The following is a 13,298-nucleotide window of genomic DNA, read 5'->3' as shown; positions in this document are numbered from 1 at the left end:
CCTTATCGCATTACCATTTCCTTCTGCCCGCTCGCGGCGTTGGGGCGGCCTTGCTTGGCCGTCGAGTATCGGTTCCTAGTTTGGATGATGTTCGTTGCGAACGTACAGGAGAATTGCAGTCGACGCCGTCACGGGTTCGTTGCCCTGGATCAATCCGGCCGCGGGTATCACTGCAGCAACGGCATCGGTGAAAAATGCATGATGACGAAGCCGATCACGGCATACAAAACCCTGTCACCTTTCAGGGCAAGGTGACCGCGAACAAAGAGAAGCGCCGCCAGATCGGGTGTGCCCGTAGCAAAGAGGTTATGCTTTTCATTCGCCGACGGGCGGTGCAGACTACCGCTTATAACACGTCAAGCCGTTGGGAATTCCAGTCCGAGATTTAAGAAAATGGCTGCTAGTGCGAGTACCGATATTGCCTCGGCCCTATGGTATCGCGGACCCGGACAGGTCGAGATTCGGCGGGAAGAGATGGCTCCGCCCCGCGCAGGCGAAGTACGCGTGAAAACCATCTATAGCGCAATCAGTCGGGGCACCGAATCACTGGTGTTTGGTGGGCGCGTACCCGTCAGCGAATTCGAAAGGATGCGCGCGCCATTCATGGCGGGTAGTTTTCCCTTTCCCGTCAAGTACGGCTACGCCGCCGTCGGACGGGTCGAGAGCGGCGGAGGCGCCTTGCAGGGCAAGAACGTCTTCGCGCTCTTCCCGCACCAGACCGCTTTCAACATCCCCGCGAGCGCAGCGGTCGCGCTTCCGGAGGACGTGCCACCACGACGCGCGGTGCTGGCAGCCAACATGGAAACCGCGCTCAACGGCGTGTGGGATGCTACACCGGCACCAGCCGACCGCATCGCTGTCGTAGGGGCTGGCGTCGTCGGTTCTCTCGTCGCGTATTTGTGCGGGCGGATTCCTGGTACGGATGTCACGCTTGTGGATATCAATCCAGGCCGGGCGAAATTGGCAGAAACACTCGGGGTTAGTTTCGCTGAACCCGGGAAAGGAAGAGGTGACTGCGACCTCATCGTTCACGCCAGCGGTTCGCCCGATGGACTACGAACGGCGCTCGAACTAGGCGGAGACGAGGCTACTGTGCTCGAGATGAGTTGGTATGGTGACGCCGCAGTGACCGCAATGCTAGGCGGCTCCTTCCATAGCCGCCGGCTTCGGCTGATATCAAGCCAGGTCGGGCGCGTTGCCCCATCGCACCGTCCGCGCTGGACGCGCGTCCGCCGTCTCGCGTCCGCCGTCGCACTGCTCAACGATCAACGGCTCGACGCATTGCTGGCACCAGCGATTGCGTTTGGAGATTTGCCGGATCAACTGCCGGGAATTCTCGACGCCAAGACCGGCATACTCTGCCAACCCGTCATTTATTCGTAAGGAGCTTCCTTGTTCACCATCGAAGTTCGCGACCACATCATGATCGCTCATTCTTTCCGGGGCGCGGTTTTCGGACCCGCGCAGACGTTGCACGGGGCGACTTTCGTGGTCGATGCGGCCTTCATCGCGGACACCCTCGACATCAATGGAATTGTGATCGACATCGGCCGCGCCCACAATGCGCTTAAGGCGGTACTGGTGCCACTCAACTACCGCAATCTCGACGACGTGCCCGAGTTCAAGGGCAGCAACACCACTACGGAATTTCTGTCCAAGTATATTTTCGACGGACTGGCGAAGCCGGCCCGAGCTGGCGAACTCGGCCGTCCCGGCCGGGAGCTCAACGCCCTGCGCATCACGCTCTCAGAGTCACACGTCGCCCGCGCGCAATATGAGGCGCCCTTGTGGTGAACACGTCGTCTTCGCCGTGCGGTGGCAGCCTCCGTGTGTGAAATCGAACCGCTATCCCGGCCCGAAATCGACAACTGGCTGGTCAGAAGAAAAGCCGCATTCCGCAAAGGCGTTTCAGCGGTGCGCGCAGGTCAGGTCGACTTCTTTGCCACACCGAGTACCACGCGCTGAGCCGACAGGTCGCAATCAAACAGTACGTCATCCTCGATCATGTGCACGCGCACAGGCATACGGTGGGCCTGATCGGCCCGCTCGAGCGGCGGCAACTCGATGCCAGGGCCTCCGGCGCCCAACATGACGGGCGAGACGGTTATATGCAGACGATCGAGACATCGGGCCGCGATAAAGCGCGAAAGGGTGTCAGCGCCGCCCTCGATCAACACGCGGCGCATCCCTCTCCGCGTCAGCGAGGCAACGATGGCGGATGGAGCTATATTTCCATCTTGGGCCGGCAGGGTCACAACTTCAACCCCGGGAGGCAGCGTGCAACGTGTGCCCTCTGCGGTGATTAGCAGGCGGCGAACACCATCGTCGGCGAACAATCTCGCATTGGCCCCGAGGCGACCTCTTGGATCGATCACGGCACGCGCCGGCTGAGGGCCGGCGACTTGTCTGACCGTCAATTGCGGATCGTCAGCGACGGCAGTCCCAACGCCAATGACGACAATGTCGACGAGCGCACGCAGCCGATGGAGGTGTTCAATGCCAGCCGGGCAATTGATATACTTTGAATGGCCGGTAGCCGTCGCAATGCGTCCATCGAGCGATTGGCCGATTTGCCCCACAATCACGAGATCGTCCACTCCCCCGTTGCGCAACGGGCCAAACAGATCCGCCCAGGCTTGAGGAAGGGGTTGCTGTCCTCGACGAAAACGCTGGACAAAGCTCTCCCATGCATCGGAAGACGCGAATTCACGGGTGCGTAATTTGCCAAGCAACACGGCAGAGATCAAAATCCGGAACCTGTGAACGATCAATGCTACTATTGACCACTCGGCTGCAGAAATCCATCTGATTTCTAGCGGAATGATTCTGAATTCTCGGTGTTCTACGAACGCGCCCGGTAAAGGAAGGTCACCCACGAATGAGCGCCGCGCATTCGTCTGCAAATTCAGCCCTGCTTGGCAACGCGGAATGCATCAGTGTCAGCCGCGCCTTGAGCGAGCTGCAGGCGCGAAGACCGATTCGTATTAGCGCATCCGGCGAATCCTTGCTCGCTTTGCCGGTCGACGGGCTTGACGAACAACGCCTGGGTGATTTTGCGGTCCTATGCAGGCCGAACGCGCCGAAACTCGTCGTCACGCAACAGCGAGCCCGCTCGATCGGCATCAAGGCATCGACCGCAATGGCCTTACCGCTTTCCCCGGTGGTCGGCGTGAGCACCATCTTCGACCTCGCTGCCAGTGCTGAAAACGAGGGGCACTTTGCAGGAACGGCGGAGACTGCAAGTCGTGCTGCCACGGCGGCAATCCGGCTCGCCAAGTTGAGCCGCAGCCTGCCGGCGGTGCTCGCAGCGAACGTGATGCCGAACCGCAACGACGCCTTGATGGACTTGATCGTTACAGTCGAAGCGGACGCGGTCAATCGGTTTGCCGCGGACGCGACGAATGCATTTGCGCTCGTGAGCGAAGCAACGATTCCATTGGCGTCAGGCACAGCGGCGCGCTTTGTCGTGTTTCGGGACCCTCTCGGCGCGGATCAGGTCGCCATCATTGTCGGAAAGCCAGATTTTACTCAACCTGTCCCGGTTCGGCTTCATTCGGCATGCCTGACCGGAGATGTGTTCGGCTCGCAGCGATGCGACTGTGGTGACCAGCTTCGGCTCGCCCTCGCCCGCCTAGAAAGCCTTGGCAGCGGCGTCATTCTATATATGGCGCAGGAAGGTCGTGGTATCGGCCTTGCGAACAAGATGAGAGCCTATCGGCTGCAGGACAGCGGGCTCGATACGCGTGATGCCAACACGACGCTCGGATTCGAAGACGATGAGCGCGACTACGGCGTTGCTGCGCTGATGCTGCGAACCCTGAATTGCACGCGGATCGTCCTGCTCACCAACAATCCAGCCAAGCTCGACGGGCTCACAAAAGCCGGAATCGAGATCACTGCCCGCGTCGCGCTTCAAGCGCCGGTCACCCCCCACAACAGGCGGTACTTAACGACGAAGGCGGCACGCTCCGGTCACAAAATCATTAATCTGAAGGCTTCGGTTTGCGAAAAGTCCTAAGCTTGCGATTCTTCTATTCGCTTAAAAGCGATATCCTACCTTACGCGATGACATGCCAGGCCGCGTTTTGCGCCTTGATGATCTCGCATTCCGGTATCTCAATCTCATTATCGGGGTAGGCCTGACCTGGTCCGCTGCGTTTGCCGTGATCGCGCTTTTCTACCAACTCGAGCTGTATGGCGATGGCGCGATGTTTTCCTACGCAGATGCAGTCCGGGATGTTTGGGCGTTCCACTGGCATAACATTTCCAGCCGAACGTCAGTCTTGTTTACCTTGCCGAGGAACTAGCGGCGTCACGCAGCATTGAATCCGAGGGCCAGCTTCACGCAAATGCTGGTCTAGCACGGTCTCGCCATTAAGCCCCCAACCCCAAAGGTGGGACCGTGCTCCAAGGAGGAACGGTAATGGCTAAGCCGAGCGATAAAGAGATCGCTGCCAGGGCTTACAAGCTATGGGAGCAAAATGGTCGACCCGAGGGGCGAGACGAGGAGTTCTGGCGTCTGGCTGAGCAGGAGCTGCTAAACGAAGATAAATCTTCACCACTACGTACTCCCGACACTTTGTGACAGGGATAGACTCTGCTCGACCTACGTTGACATCGGGCGGGTCTACGAGAACTATACTCACCGCGCTTGGTCCGAATTTGGCTGCATGTGTTGGGCCGGCGTGCTGTGCAAATGCAATGACGTTGAGCATCCAGACACAAGCGAAGTGATCGAAACGGAAGAGAGAGTGCGTCATTGAACGGCACCAGCGAGGTGCGCCACGAGAATACTCGACGTCCAGAGTGCAGCCAACGTTTTTCTGTCTTAGCCGAACGTTGCCGTGAGTGTGATCCCGAACTCCCAGTGATCTACGCCACGGCTTCTCGCCCGTTGCACCTCCTCCTGTGCCTGGCAACCTGTCCTTGCATAAACTCTATCACCTGAAAGAGATTGTGCAGGCCGTGAGGCAAGTGAGAGGAGCTCGGCCTGCATCGAATGGAGAGTAAGTTCAGCGCTCGCCCTTGCCGTTGCCATTACGATTGGTGAAGCGGGCGTTTCCAAGGCCCGTGCCGATCGTAAGCACGCCCCAACGTTTCACGTCCCGCATGAAGGGTACTTCGGATAGCCCCTGCACCACGCCGTCGTTGTGCATGACGATGGCCGTGTCGTGCTCTCCGATCTGCGGGATGGCTTCGACCAGGCTTGCCGGCAGATTGAACTTACTGCTCTCCCAGTTGCCGGGCAGGTTCTGCGCGCCCTTCTCGATCGAGCCATCGCTCCCGATCACGCCGGGGCAGGCGATGCCGATGAACGGCGCGAGCTTGAATCCATCCTTGTCCGCCTTCGCGACCAGGTCCCCGAGCATCTTGACGAGACGCTTCACCGCATCCTCACGGCTCTGCCCGTCGTCGGCATGGCGCCATTGCTCGGACTTCCACACGCTCGCCTTGGACAGGTCCGGTGACTTCTTGCTACGTGTTTCGATGACGCCGCAGCGGATGTTCGTACCGCCGATGTCGACGGCGAGGATGGAGTCATGCCCCTCGAAGATCCAGGAAGGAGCGAGGTGTAGCGCGCCAATAAGGCCTGCGTCGTCCGGGTGGTGGCGGATCGGCAGCATCTCGATCTTGAAGTCCTCGGCCTTAAGGATGATTTCGGTTCGTGCGATGGCGAGTTCGCCGAGCTGGCTGTCGCGAAAACCTCCACCCACCACGATGCGCTCGGTCTTCTGCCAGGCCTTGGTCTTGAGAAAGCGTCGCGTGACGTGGGCGAGCTCCTGGGCGAAGTCCTCGATGGCGCTGTGCACGACCGCCGAGGCTTCGGCGTCGTCGCCGACCAGGACGGTATCCAGCAACTTCTTGCTGATGTTTTCGGTCGGCTCCTTCCCGAAAGGGTCCTCGCCGGATTTGCGCATCGGCTTCCGCCACTTCTCGAGGATGTCCCGGAAGGCGCCCTTGCTGGCGCGGTCTCCCAAGAATCCTTCGTCGTCCTTCAGTTCGATGTTGAACGTGTCGATCTCCACCGACGCGAGGCGAGAGGCGCCGTGAGCGGCAATGCCGGTCGTCGTGATCTTTTCGTCGGCCATCCTGAACCTTCAAGCCGCGGGACAGCTGGCAGCTTGCATAAACTCGCGTGTCGAAACCCGGTTCCTCAGTCCGGCTTCGCCGGGTGCAGGGTCCGGGGATGACGGTCGTGCAGTAGTCGCGCCAGTTCCTCGCGCTCCGCGTCGTGCCCCTTCATCGCCGTCTCGAACAGCGCTTCCTGGATATCACGCGGCATGTCGCCCCACACGTCCATTGCAGCACGTCCCAGCAGATTGGCGAAGCGTTGTCCATCGGCCATCTCAGTACTCCGGTGCGCTCGTCATGGAACGGTAACCCCCACGGATCAGCGACGTTCCAATGCCATCATCGCGAAAGAAGACGTCGAAAATAAAATCGATGGAGGACCTGCTGATCCATGGTCTGCAGGACATCTACTACGCCGAGCAACAGATCATCAAATCGCTCGCCAAGACGATCGAAAAGGCGACGACGTCGCCGGACTGAAAGGTCATCTCGAAGAGGCCAACAAGCAGGTCGAGCGGCTTCAGGGGGTTTGAGAAGCTCGGCAAGCAGCCCGGCGGGACGTAGCGCCATGCCATCGATGGGCATCATCAAAGAGGCCGACGAAACGGCCGGCGAGATCGAAGACAAGGCCGTACTGGACGCCGCCATCATCGCGAACGCGCAGGCCGCCGAGCGCTGCGAAATGTGCCGTTACGGGACGCTGATCGTATGCGCAGAAGAACTCGGTCACCACGAGATCGTGCGCTTCCTCACGATCCATCTGAACGAAGAGAAGGCCGCAAACACCAAGCCTCCATACCGTGGCGCTGTGTAAGGGCGTCAACGCGAAGGCTTCGACCGCGGCTTGGTCCAGATTGTTCGATCAACCGTAGCGGCTTCGCGAAATCGCGGAGCCGCTGGTTTTTCCCGCAGTTCGGCGCCTGCGCGCTGACCGCATCTTGCGGCGCACGTACCAAGCCGCCACCGAGACGATCAGCCAGGCAAGCGACGCGCTGACAAAGGCGGCCGGGATGCTGCTTTCCACGATCAGCGAAAAGACAATCGCAAAGGCCAGCAGCCCGATTGCGCCGAGCGCCGCGCCGGCGGCGTCGAGCGCTGCTGCCTCTTTCCCGCGGCGCTCGCCGGCGAGACCCGCTTCCCGCTTGCGGCGGATTTCATGCTTCTCGATGAGCGTCGCGCTGGCGCAGAAGATGGCAGGAAGGGCGAGAAAGAGACCTCCGATGGATGCCCCATAACGGCTGCTGACGAGACCGGTGAAGACCGTCGCGGCGCCGCCGAGCACGAAGCGCATCAGGTATTCGTACCAGCGGCCTTCCCGCAGCGATGACGGGGAAAAGCGGATCGGCGTCATGTCTGCCCTCCGACGAGGATCAGCAGGCCGACGGCGACGATCATCCAGACGAGGAGCGACAGCAGCGTAGCGGGCGCCGCTCGCAAGCGCGCGCGAACGAGGAGATGGCAGACCACCACGCTGTAGACGCAAAGCGCGGTCGCTCCTGCCATCATCGAATGAGTTTGTAACGCTGCATAGCCGGCGCCGTGCGGTACACGGCGATACCCAGGGTGGCGAGCGCGACCGATGGCGCGGCTCCGAAGAGGCCGGCGAAGCTCTTGGGGTGCAGAACGTCACCGAGCACGGCGAAAGCCGATACGACGACGCCCCCGACGATGAAGCGGAGGAGGTACTCCGTCATTTCGCTTTCTTCCAGAGTTTCGACAGCGGCCCGCTGGTCCCGTAGACCGGATCCTTGCGCGGCGGCGGCACCTTCGGAATCGGCATGAGGGCACGGAGGCGGTCTTCGATCGTCGTGCACTCGTCGTACGTACCGGCCGGTGGGTAGGCGCCGACGACGAGGAAGTCGTCGTCAGCCGATAGGCACTGATGACCCGTGCCAGCGGGCAGGACAGCGACATCGCCGGCCTTCAACGTGAAGATTCGACCCTTTTTGCCACCGAAGCGGACGCGCCCCTTGCCGCGCGCGATGCCGAGCACCTCGTGGATACTGGAGTGATAGTGCACGTAGTCGTAAATGCCGTCGCGCCAGGTGTCGCCCCATCCGTTCGCTTCGAACAGGTCCTCGATTACTGCCGCCGGGTCGTGGCGCTCATCGAATTCGAAGGCGCCTCGATAGATGATCAGCGGCCATCGCGGATGATTGGGGACGAGACCATCGTCCTTGAAGCGGACGGCGTGGGGGTTTCTGGCCCGCGCGAGATCTGAAATCTTCCGCTTGCCGGGTCGCCGCAGACCTGTGGCGCGCTCCGCGTATTCCTTCAGATCTTCAAGAATCGGCATGATCGTCCTCCTTTAGCCGGTCCCCGACGGCGACCGTTGCTCGCGGTTCCGCGAAGGTCGGGACTGCGACGGCGGTCGCAGGTTTTCCGGCGCTTCGTCGGGATCGCGCCGCTTCAAAGAGCCGTTGTGCTTTGCGTAACTGTGGGTAACCTCCGCGCCCATCAAGATGATCTGTGACGTGTAGTAGACCCAGATCAGCACGACGACGATCGAGGCCGCGGCTCCGTAGGTCGATTCCAGCCCCTGCTTGCCGATGTAGAAGCCGATGGCCGCCTTCCCAATTTCAAAGAACAGCGCAGTGAGAGACGCGCCCAACCAGACGTCCCACCAGCCGACGGAGACGTCGGGCAGCCACTTGAACATCATCGCGAAGAGCGCCATCACGACGACAAATGAAGTTAGCATGCTGATGACGTGTAGCGCTCCCTCTGGCAGGTAGGTAGCGGCGTATTTGCCGGCTGCTGCGAGGCCCGCGCTCACCAGTAGCGAGACCAGCAGAAGAAAGCCGAGCGCCAGCACTGCGGCGAACGACAGCACGTGATTACGGGCGAACTGCCACAGCCCGGACTCCTCGGACTGCTCCACGTCCCAAACGACGTTGAGCGCATCCTTCAGCTGCACCACGACACCGATGGCGGCGAAGAGAAGTGCTCCGATGCCGAGGATGGTGGCAAGAACTCCCGCAGCGGGGCGGCTGGCTCCCGCCAGCATCGCCTCGACGGCCTTGGCTCCGGTGTCTCCGAGCATCTCCCTGATCGATGACATGACTTGAGAAGTGACGGCATCATGGCCGAAGAGCAGGCCGGCTACTGCAACGGCGATTACGATGATAGGGCCAAGCGAGAACACGGAGTAATATGCGAGGGCAGCCCCCTGCCTGGCATCCTTGTGGCTCGACCAGTTGGTCGCAGCCTCTTTCACCACCGCCCACCACATGTCCGATCCAATCGAGGCCGTCTCATTTCAATGAGCTATAAAGGCCGTCCGGATGGAATGTTCCTACGGGCTAGGCCGAGCGGAACCAGCAGCTCCGCCGAAACGTTGCACCACATCGTTTTTGATCTCGAACCCGTACACCGCGGCCACTGATGCGCCGTCCCAGCTACCATGACGTATGCCGGCAATCGGTAATACACGATGGAGATACCTTCCTGAGCAGTGGTCTGTACAAAAGTCACTTAGGAACTCGAGCCCCTGACGTGGAAAATACGGATCGAACTGTCAGCCGAGTCAGGTTCAAGGTCCTTGTCAGTTGTCTTGGTCGCGACAGTTTGTGGCCTGACGATGATCACCCGCATCGGAGGCGTGCGGGCATTGAACCGCTGCCTGTATAAAGCGACGCGGGCTGCACGAACTGACAGACTGGCAGATAGCACTCAGCTACGGACCTTTTCTTGAGCTGAAACCATCGCATCCCTGCCTGCCTGCTTAACGCGATCGACAAATTCGGCGCCGGCGTCTCCAAGCTCGGCCTTCATCGTGTCGGAGGCCTCCCCGACGCCTTGCGATACAGCCCCGGCGCGGGCACTCAAATCCGCCTTCAAGCTGTCGCTGGCATCGCCGACCCACTCGTCCTCAATGCTGGACTTGGTCAGCGCCCCGGCCACCGTGGCGCCGATCGCCAGACCGACCGCGCCAAGGACCAATGGTTGCCTTTCAAAGAGATCGGAAAGCGACGATTGCGCTTTTGCCAAGGTCTCCTTCCTAGGCATGGCCTCGCTCAGACGGTCCCACATCTCCCGCGCGCCGGTGGCACCTTCGTCGAATCGATCGCTCAAAGTGTCTGCTGTCCCTGACATGGCATCGGAGGCAGCACTTCTGGCGTGACGCAGCCCTTCGTGGAAGCCGCGCGATGCCTGGTCCTGCATTCGGGAAGCGCGATCCCGGACGGAATCGTAACCCTTCTCGAATGTCGAGGCCGCGGCGCGCTGACCGCGCGCGCCCATATCGGCAAGCGGCGCGGTAGCGGCGCTGACCGAACTGGCCGCGCTCTTCAGCTTGTCATTGCCTATCAATAGCCACAGTGCGCCACCTCCGATCAGGGCCGCAGCAAGCGGGTTGTCCCGGGCGGCCGCGGTCAGGACATCTATAAAATTTCCTTGCTTTCCGCTCATCGCACCATTCCCTTGACGGTATCCTTGTCCTTTTCGAGCTGGCGCAGCGTTTCGCGCGGCGCCAGATTTCGTGCGTCAAGCCGGTTCATTCCGACCGCAAACAAGATTGCCGCAAGTACCGCGGCGACGATCGCGGAGATCAGATAGGAAACCGGCTGTGACCATCCTGCCGAGATCAAGGCCGCTGAAAGCGCAAACAGCGCCATGACGATGGCGGGAATGACCAGGATGGCGCCGGCCGCAAACAAGCCGACGGCGCCACCAATTTGCTGAACCTTCTCGCCGAGTTCGGCCTTGGCGAGATCGATCTCGTTCTGAAACAGCTTGGCGAATTGCGAAAGGGCGTCGCCAAGCAGGTGCGAGATCGTCCGGAGATCGGTTTTCGTGCTCATGACGCCTCGCCGCGATGCGATGATGAGGAGGAAGTCTGGTTTCCAGACGCCTTCAGGAAACGGACGGCGGCGAAACCTGCAAGCACGGACAGCCCGAGAAATGCCGCAGGCTGCCGCCTCGCGAAATCCGTCGCGCCATCGACGAGGTCGCGGATGCTGCCGCTGCGGATCTTCTCGGCGGCCTCGTCCACATATTCAGCCGCGGAGTTGATGCTGCGGGCGGCAAACGGCGCGTCGCTCTCGAATGCGCGCGCCGCATCGCGGATATTTCCGGCCAGCCGGCCGACGAAATCCGCGCCCGAGCGCTGTTGGCCGCGAGCCTGATCCTGGAAACCATCCGCGGCTCCTGCCGCCACGCCCTTGGCGGCATCGGCCGCCTCCTTGAATTTGTCGCGTGCGACTTCCGTCGAATCTTTTAGCGCGTCGCGGGCGCGTTGTTGCATCTTCGCACCGGCGTCCGCTGCTTGGTCCTTCAGGTTCTGGGACGTATCTGCGGTCTGCGAAGAATTCGTGTTCTGGGTGGAAAGGTCCAAATCGCTCATGGCGGCCTCTTTTCATTGTGCGGGGTACGGGAAGGATCGAACGCCGTCGTGACGACGTCGTCGGCCACTTCTTTGAGCTTGTCGGTCACCCCCTCGGTGATCCGGCTGGCGTGTCCTCCGAGGTCGGCGTCGGCAACGCTTTTTGCCGCGGCGTCGGCTGCCGAGAGCGCGGTGTCCTTGGCTGCCTCAAATCCGGATTGAGTAGCCGTACTGGCGGCGCGCTTCACCCGGTCGCTTGCTTTGCCCATCGTGCCCGCTTCAGCCCTGGTCGTGGGAAGCGAGGCGGCAAGGATCGCGCCGATCGCCACTCCAAGACCGCCAATCAGCGCGGCGTTGTCCCGGATCATCTTGCTTGCCGTTGGCGGAGTAGCGGTCGCTGCGGAGCGAGCCCGCTCTATCGTCTCTTTTGCCTTTTCCGAAGCTGCATCGATGCCAGCGCTGACCTTGCTGGTGACGGCATCGGCGGCCTGCGCTGCGCGTTCCCTCAAGTCACTAGCCATTCCACCGGCTGCATTCGCCGGTCCAGCCGCGGTATCCTGAGCTTCGCTGGCCATACCGGTTGCCTGGCTCTTGGCTTGGGAAATCGCTTTCCGCACGCCATCGCCCAAGGACTGCGCGCGCGCCGCTGTCTCATCCATCGCTTCCCTGGCCTTCTCGATTCCAGGCGCGGCCGCTTCCGCTGCGCGGTCGCGAACGGTCTTCGAACCCAGCGCCAGTCCCGCGCCGATCATCAATAGCGGCAGCGGGAACCCGCGTGCCAACCGCAGCACGGGCACGGCAACTGCGGTCCCGGCGGCAATCACCTGCATAGGATTGTCCATGGCTTGCTGCCTGAGCGCATAAAGCCAGCTATTGGTCTTATGGCTGATGAATCCGGACACCTCGGCCTTGATTCCTTCGGGCGAGACCTTGTAACGGATGTCTTCTGCGGTGTCGGTGATCTGTTCCCTCAACCGATCGACGGTCGCCGCGAGTTGCGCGCGGCTTTGCTCGGAGTCCCTTCTTAGCTCGTCAACGGATCGTGTCATGTCGTTGCCACCCTGTGGGTTCGTGTTCGTGTTTCAAAGCGAACTCACGCAATGTTCAATTGTTCCTAGCGCGTCTGGCGGCCGCCGGGCTGCGCTCGTCATGGATCGCCTTCATCAGTTCGGCGCCGAACAGAAAAATCTGCGCGGAGTAAATACAGGCAGAACATAAGGACGGTCAGCGCGCTCCCCGCGCCGTTGGCCGAACTCCGCGCGGCGCGACCGAGTACTATCCGATCAGCGATTTCCTGAAGACCAACAGCAGAGCTGTGACAAATGCGCTCAGCGCAAGTCGTCGCCAGGGAGTCATCGTATCGAGCAGCACCCATAGACCGGTGTGAACAACAGCGTGAATATGGCGATCACCACCGTGTTAACGGCACTGCACGATCTTGCCTGGAGAAGCTGTTCCAGGTCGGATATTCCCCCCGGTGCTGGCGGCCTATGACACGATCAGCATGGAGCCAAGCGCGTCCACGAGGCCAAGGCTGGCGGCGCGCCTGGTAACGGGGCCTCCCGTCAGGATACCCTCCCTTCTAACAGCCGTTGAATTCGCGCGCATAGCGATCGCCACGGCGTGGCCGATGCCGCTGTCGCCGCGGCTAATCACGGCCTTTCTACCCTTCAACGTGCCCGAGCCCTCGCGCCTCTTTTCGCCGTTATCAGGCCGCGGGTCCATTTTCGTTATTGAGCGGGCATCGGCTATCTTTGGTTCGGATAAGGCTGCTTTGGAGACTCGGGCGTCATGAATGGGTTGGCGGAGCCTCAATCGCCGCGGCGCAGAGCCCTCCCTTCTTTCGAAGTTGCTTCGCCCTATATGAATTCTGCCCTCAACCACCCAACGAATGGATCACCGG

Annotated in this window: 15 protein-coding genes and 3 pseudogenes; 5 read left to right on the top strand and 13 right to left on the bottom strand. The window is 61.1% G+C overall.

Translation table 11 applies throughout. From position 1 onward, the window contains the following. The first annotated feature begins 504 nt into the window (after positions 1-504). Together IVB05_RS12750 and IVB05_RS12745 are read left to right on the top strand one after the other, a co-directional pair. Positions 505-1,383 carry a zinc-binding alcohol dehydrogenase gene (locus IVB05_RS12750; protein WP_346771851.1) on the top strand — a complete coding sequence of 293 codons (879 nt, stop codon included), beginning with the start codon at positions 505-507 and terminating at the stop codon, positions 1,381-1,383. Between the two features lie 9 nt (positions 1,384-1,392). Then, entirely contained in the window at positions 1,393-1,794 is a 402-nt protein-coding gene (locus tag IVB05_RS12745) for a 6-carboxytetrahydropterin synthase (protein WP_247784704.1), read from the top strand. Positions 1,795-1,925: 131 nt separating this feature from the next. Here the strand turns inward: IVB05_RS12745 and IVB05_RS12740 are convergent, their stop codons facing one another. After that, the gene (locus tag IVB05_RS12740) at positions 1,926-2,876 is read right to left on the bottom strand and encodes a RibD family protein (RefSeq protein ID WP_247784703.1); all 951 of its coding nucleotides are present in this window, start codon (positions 2,874-2,876) and stop codon (positions 1,926-1,928) included. A gap of 2 nt (positions 2,877-2,878) precedes the next feature. Here IVB05_RS12740 and IVB05_RS12735 point away from each other — a divergent pair, with 2 nt between their 5' ends. Continuing rightward, positions 2,879-4,018: a GTP cyclohydrolase II gene (locus IVB05_RS12735; RefSeq protein WP_247784701.1), complete on the top strand. Its 1,140-nt coding sequence runs from the start codon at positions 2,879-2,881 to the stop codon at positions 4,016-4,018. 40 nt (positions 4,019-4,058) lie between these two features. On the opposite strand, the gene IVB05_RS12730 is transcribed toward IVB05_RS12735, so the two are convergent. Next, complete coding sequence (locus IVB05_RS12730) at positions 4,059-4,259, bottom strand: hypothetical protein (RefSeq protein WP_247784700.1); 201 nt, start codon at positions 4,257-4,259, stop codon at positions 4,059-4,061. A gap of 164 nt (positions 4,260-4,423) precedes the next feature. On the opposite strand from IVB05_RS12730, the gene IVB05_RS12725 reads away from it, so the two are divergent. Then, on the top strand, positions 4,424-4,585 hold the full coding sequence (locus IVB05_RS12725) for a DUF2934 domain-containing protein (RefSeq protein ID WP_247784699.1): 162 nt from the start codon (positions 4,424-4,426) through the stop codon (positions 4,583-4,585). A 427-nt stretch (positions 4,586-5,012) separates the two neighbouring features. Here the strand turns inward: IVB05_RS12725 and IVB05_RS12720 are convergent, their stop codons facing one another. Both IVB05_RS12720 and IVB05_RS12715 read right to left on the bottom strand, forming a co-directional pair. Beyond that, complete coding sequence (locus IVB05_RS12720) at positions 5,013-6,089, bottom strand: ROK family protein (RefSeq protein WP_247784698.1); 1,077 nt, start codon at positions 6,087-6,089, stop codon at positions 5,013-5,015. Positions 6,090-6,154: 65 nt separating this feature from the next. Further along, positions 6,155-6,346, bottom strand: a complete 192-nt coding sequence (locus IVB05_RS12715; protein WP_247784697.1) for a hypothetical protein — start codon at positions 6,344-6,346, stop codon at positions 6,155-6,157. Between the two features lie 59 nt (positions 6,347-6,405). Between IVB05_RS12715 and IVB05_RS12710 the strand changes: the two are divergent. Continuing rightward, positions 6,406-6,944 (top strand): annotated as a pseudogene (locus tag IVB05_RS12710) (DUF892 family protein). On the opposite strand, the gene IVB05_RS12705 reads toward IVB05_RS12710, so the two are convergent. The 9 genes and pseudogenes from IVB05_RS12705 to IVB05_RS12665 form a co-directional block, all read right to left on the bottom strand. After that, complete coding sequence (locus IVB05_RS12705; RefSeq protein ID WP_247784695.1) at positions 6,935-7,423, bottom strand: DUF3147 family protein; 489 nt, start codon at positions 7,421-7,423, stop codon at positions 6,935-6,937. The pseudogene IVB05_RS12710 and the gene IVB05_RS12705 overlap by 10 nt on opposite strands. After that, positions 7,420-7,766 (bottom strand): annotated as a pseudogene (locus IVB05_RS12700) (DUF3147 family protein). The gene IVB05_RS12705 and the pseudogene IVB05_RS12700 overlap by 4 nt, the downstream one beginning before the upstream one ends. Then, entirely contained in the window at positions 7,763-8,368 is a 606-nt protein-coding gene (locus tag IVB05_RS12695; RefSeq protein ID WP_247784693.1) for a cupin domain-containing protein, read from the bottom strand. Before IVB05_RS12695 ends, IVB05_RS12700 begins: the two are co-directional and overlap by 4 nt. A gap of 12 nt (positions 8,369-8,380) precedes the next feature. Further along, positions 8,381-9,304: a YihY/virulence factor BrkB family protein gene (locus IVB05_RS12690; protein WP_247784692.1), complete on the bottom strand. Its 924-nt coding sequence runs from the start codon at positions 9,302-9,304 to the stop codon at positions 8,381-8,383. A gap of 440 nt (positions 9,305-9,744) precedes the next feature. Then, complete coding sequence (locus IVB05_RS12685; protein WP_247784691.1) at positions 9,745-10,482, bottom strand: hypothetical protein; 738 nt, start codon at positions 10,480-10,482, stop codon at positions 9,745-9,747. Continuing rightward, entirely contained in the window at positions 10,479-10,874 is a 396-nt protein-coding gene (locus tag IVB05_RS12680) for a phage holin family protein (RefSeq protein ID WP_247784690.1), read from the bottom strand. Before IVB05_RS12680 ends, IVB05_RS12685 begins: the two co-directional genes overlap by 4 nt. After that, the gene (locus IVB05_RS12675; protein ID WP_247784688.1) at positions 10,871-11,416 is read right to left on the bottom strand and encodes a hypothetical protein; all 546 of its coding nucleotides are present in this window, start codon (positions 11,414-11,416) and stop codon (positions 10,871-10,873) included. Before IVB05_RS12675 ends, IVB05_RS12680 begins: the two co-directional genes overlap by 4 nt. Next, positions 11,413-12,444 carry a DUF3618 domain-containing protein gene (locus tag IVB05_RS12670; RefSeq protein WP_247784686.1) on the bottom strand — a complete coding sequence of 344 codons (1,032 nt, stop codon included), beginning with the start codon at positions 12,442-12,444 and terminating at the stop codon, positions 11,413-11,415. The genes IVB05_RS12675 and IVB05_RS12670 overlap by 4 nt, the downstream gene beginning before the upstream one ends. Positions 12,445-13,003: 559 nt before the next feature. Continuing rightward, positions 13,004-13,129, bottom strand: a pseudogene (locus IVB05_RS12665) (NAD(P)-dependent oxidoreductase); the annotation flags it as partial. Positions 13,130-13,298 lie beyond the last annotated feature (169 nt).

Source organism: Bradyrhizobium sp. 170 (genome assembly GCF_023101085.1).
Lineage (GTDB): Bacteria > Pseudomonadota > Alphaproteobacteria > Rhizobiales > Xanthobacteraceae > Bradyrhizobium.
Note: the sequence above shows the minus strand (reverse complement) of the source record. Positions and strands in the feature narration are given on the sequence as shown.

Excerpts from the sequence above, each read along its gene's own strand:
- IVB05_RS12735 (WP_247784701.1), top strand. The coding sequence starts at position 2,879 with ATGAGCGCCGCGCATTCGTCTGCAAATTCAGCCCTGCTTGGCAACGCG.
- IVB05_RS12730 (WP_247784700.1), bottom strand. The coding sequence starts at position 4,259 with ATGCCAGTGGAACGCCCAAACATCCCGGACTGCATCTGCGTAGGAAAA.
- IVB05_RS12725 (WP_247784699.1), top strand. The coding sequence starts at position 4,424 with ATGGCTAAGCCGAGCGATAAAGAGATCGCTGCCAGGGCTTACAAGCTA.
- IVB05_RS12720 (WP_247784698.1), bottom strand. The coding sequence starts at position 6,089 with ATGGCCGACGAAAAGATCACGACGACCGGCATTGCCGCTCACGGCGCC.
- IVB05_RS12715 (WP_247784697.1), bottom strand. The coding sequence starts at position 6,346 with ATGGCCGATGGACAACGCTTCGCCAATCTGCTGGGACGTGCTGCAATG.
- IVB05_RS12705 (WP_247784695.1), bottom strand. The coding sequence starts at position 7,423 with ATGACGCCGATCCGCTTTTCCCCGTCATCGCTGCGGGAAGGCCGCTGG.
- IVB05_RS12695 (WP_247784693.1), bottom strand. The coding sequence starts at position 8,368 with ATGCCGATTCTTGAAGATCTGAAGGAATACGCGGAGCGCGCCACAGGT.
- IVB05_RS12690 (WP_247784692.1), bottom strand. The coding sequence starts at position 9,304 with ATGTGGTGGGCGGTGGTGAAAGAGGCTGCGACCAACTGGTCGAGCCAC.
- IVB05_RS12685 (WP_247784691.1), bottom strand. The coding sequence starts at position 10,482 with ATGAGCGGAAAGCAAGGAAATTTTATAGATGTCCTGACCGCGGCCGCC.
- IVB05_RS12680 (WP_247784690.1), bottom strand. The coding sequence starts at position 10,874 with ATGAGCACGAAAACCGATCTCCGGACGATCTCGCACCTGCTTGGCGAC.
- IVB05_RS12675 (WP_247784688.1), bottom strand. The coding sequence starts at position 11,416 with ATGAGCGATTTGGACCTTTCCACCCAGAACACGAATTCTTCGCAGACC.
- IVB05_RS12670 (WP_247784686.1), bottom strand. The coding sequence starts at position 12,444 with ATGACACGATCCGTTGACGAGCTAAGAAGGGACTCCGAGCAAAGCCGC.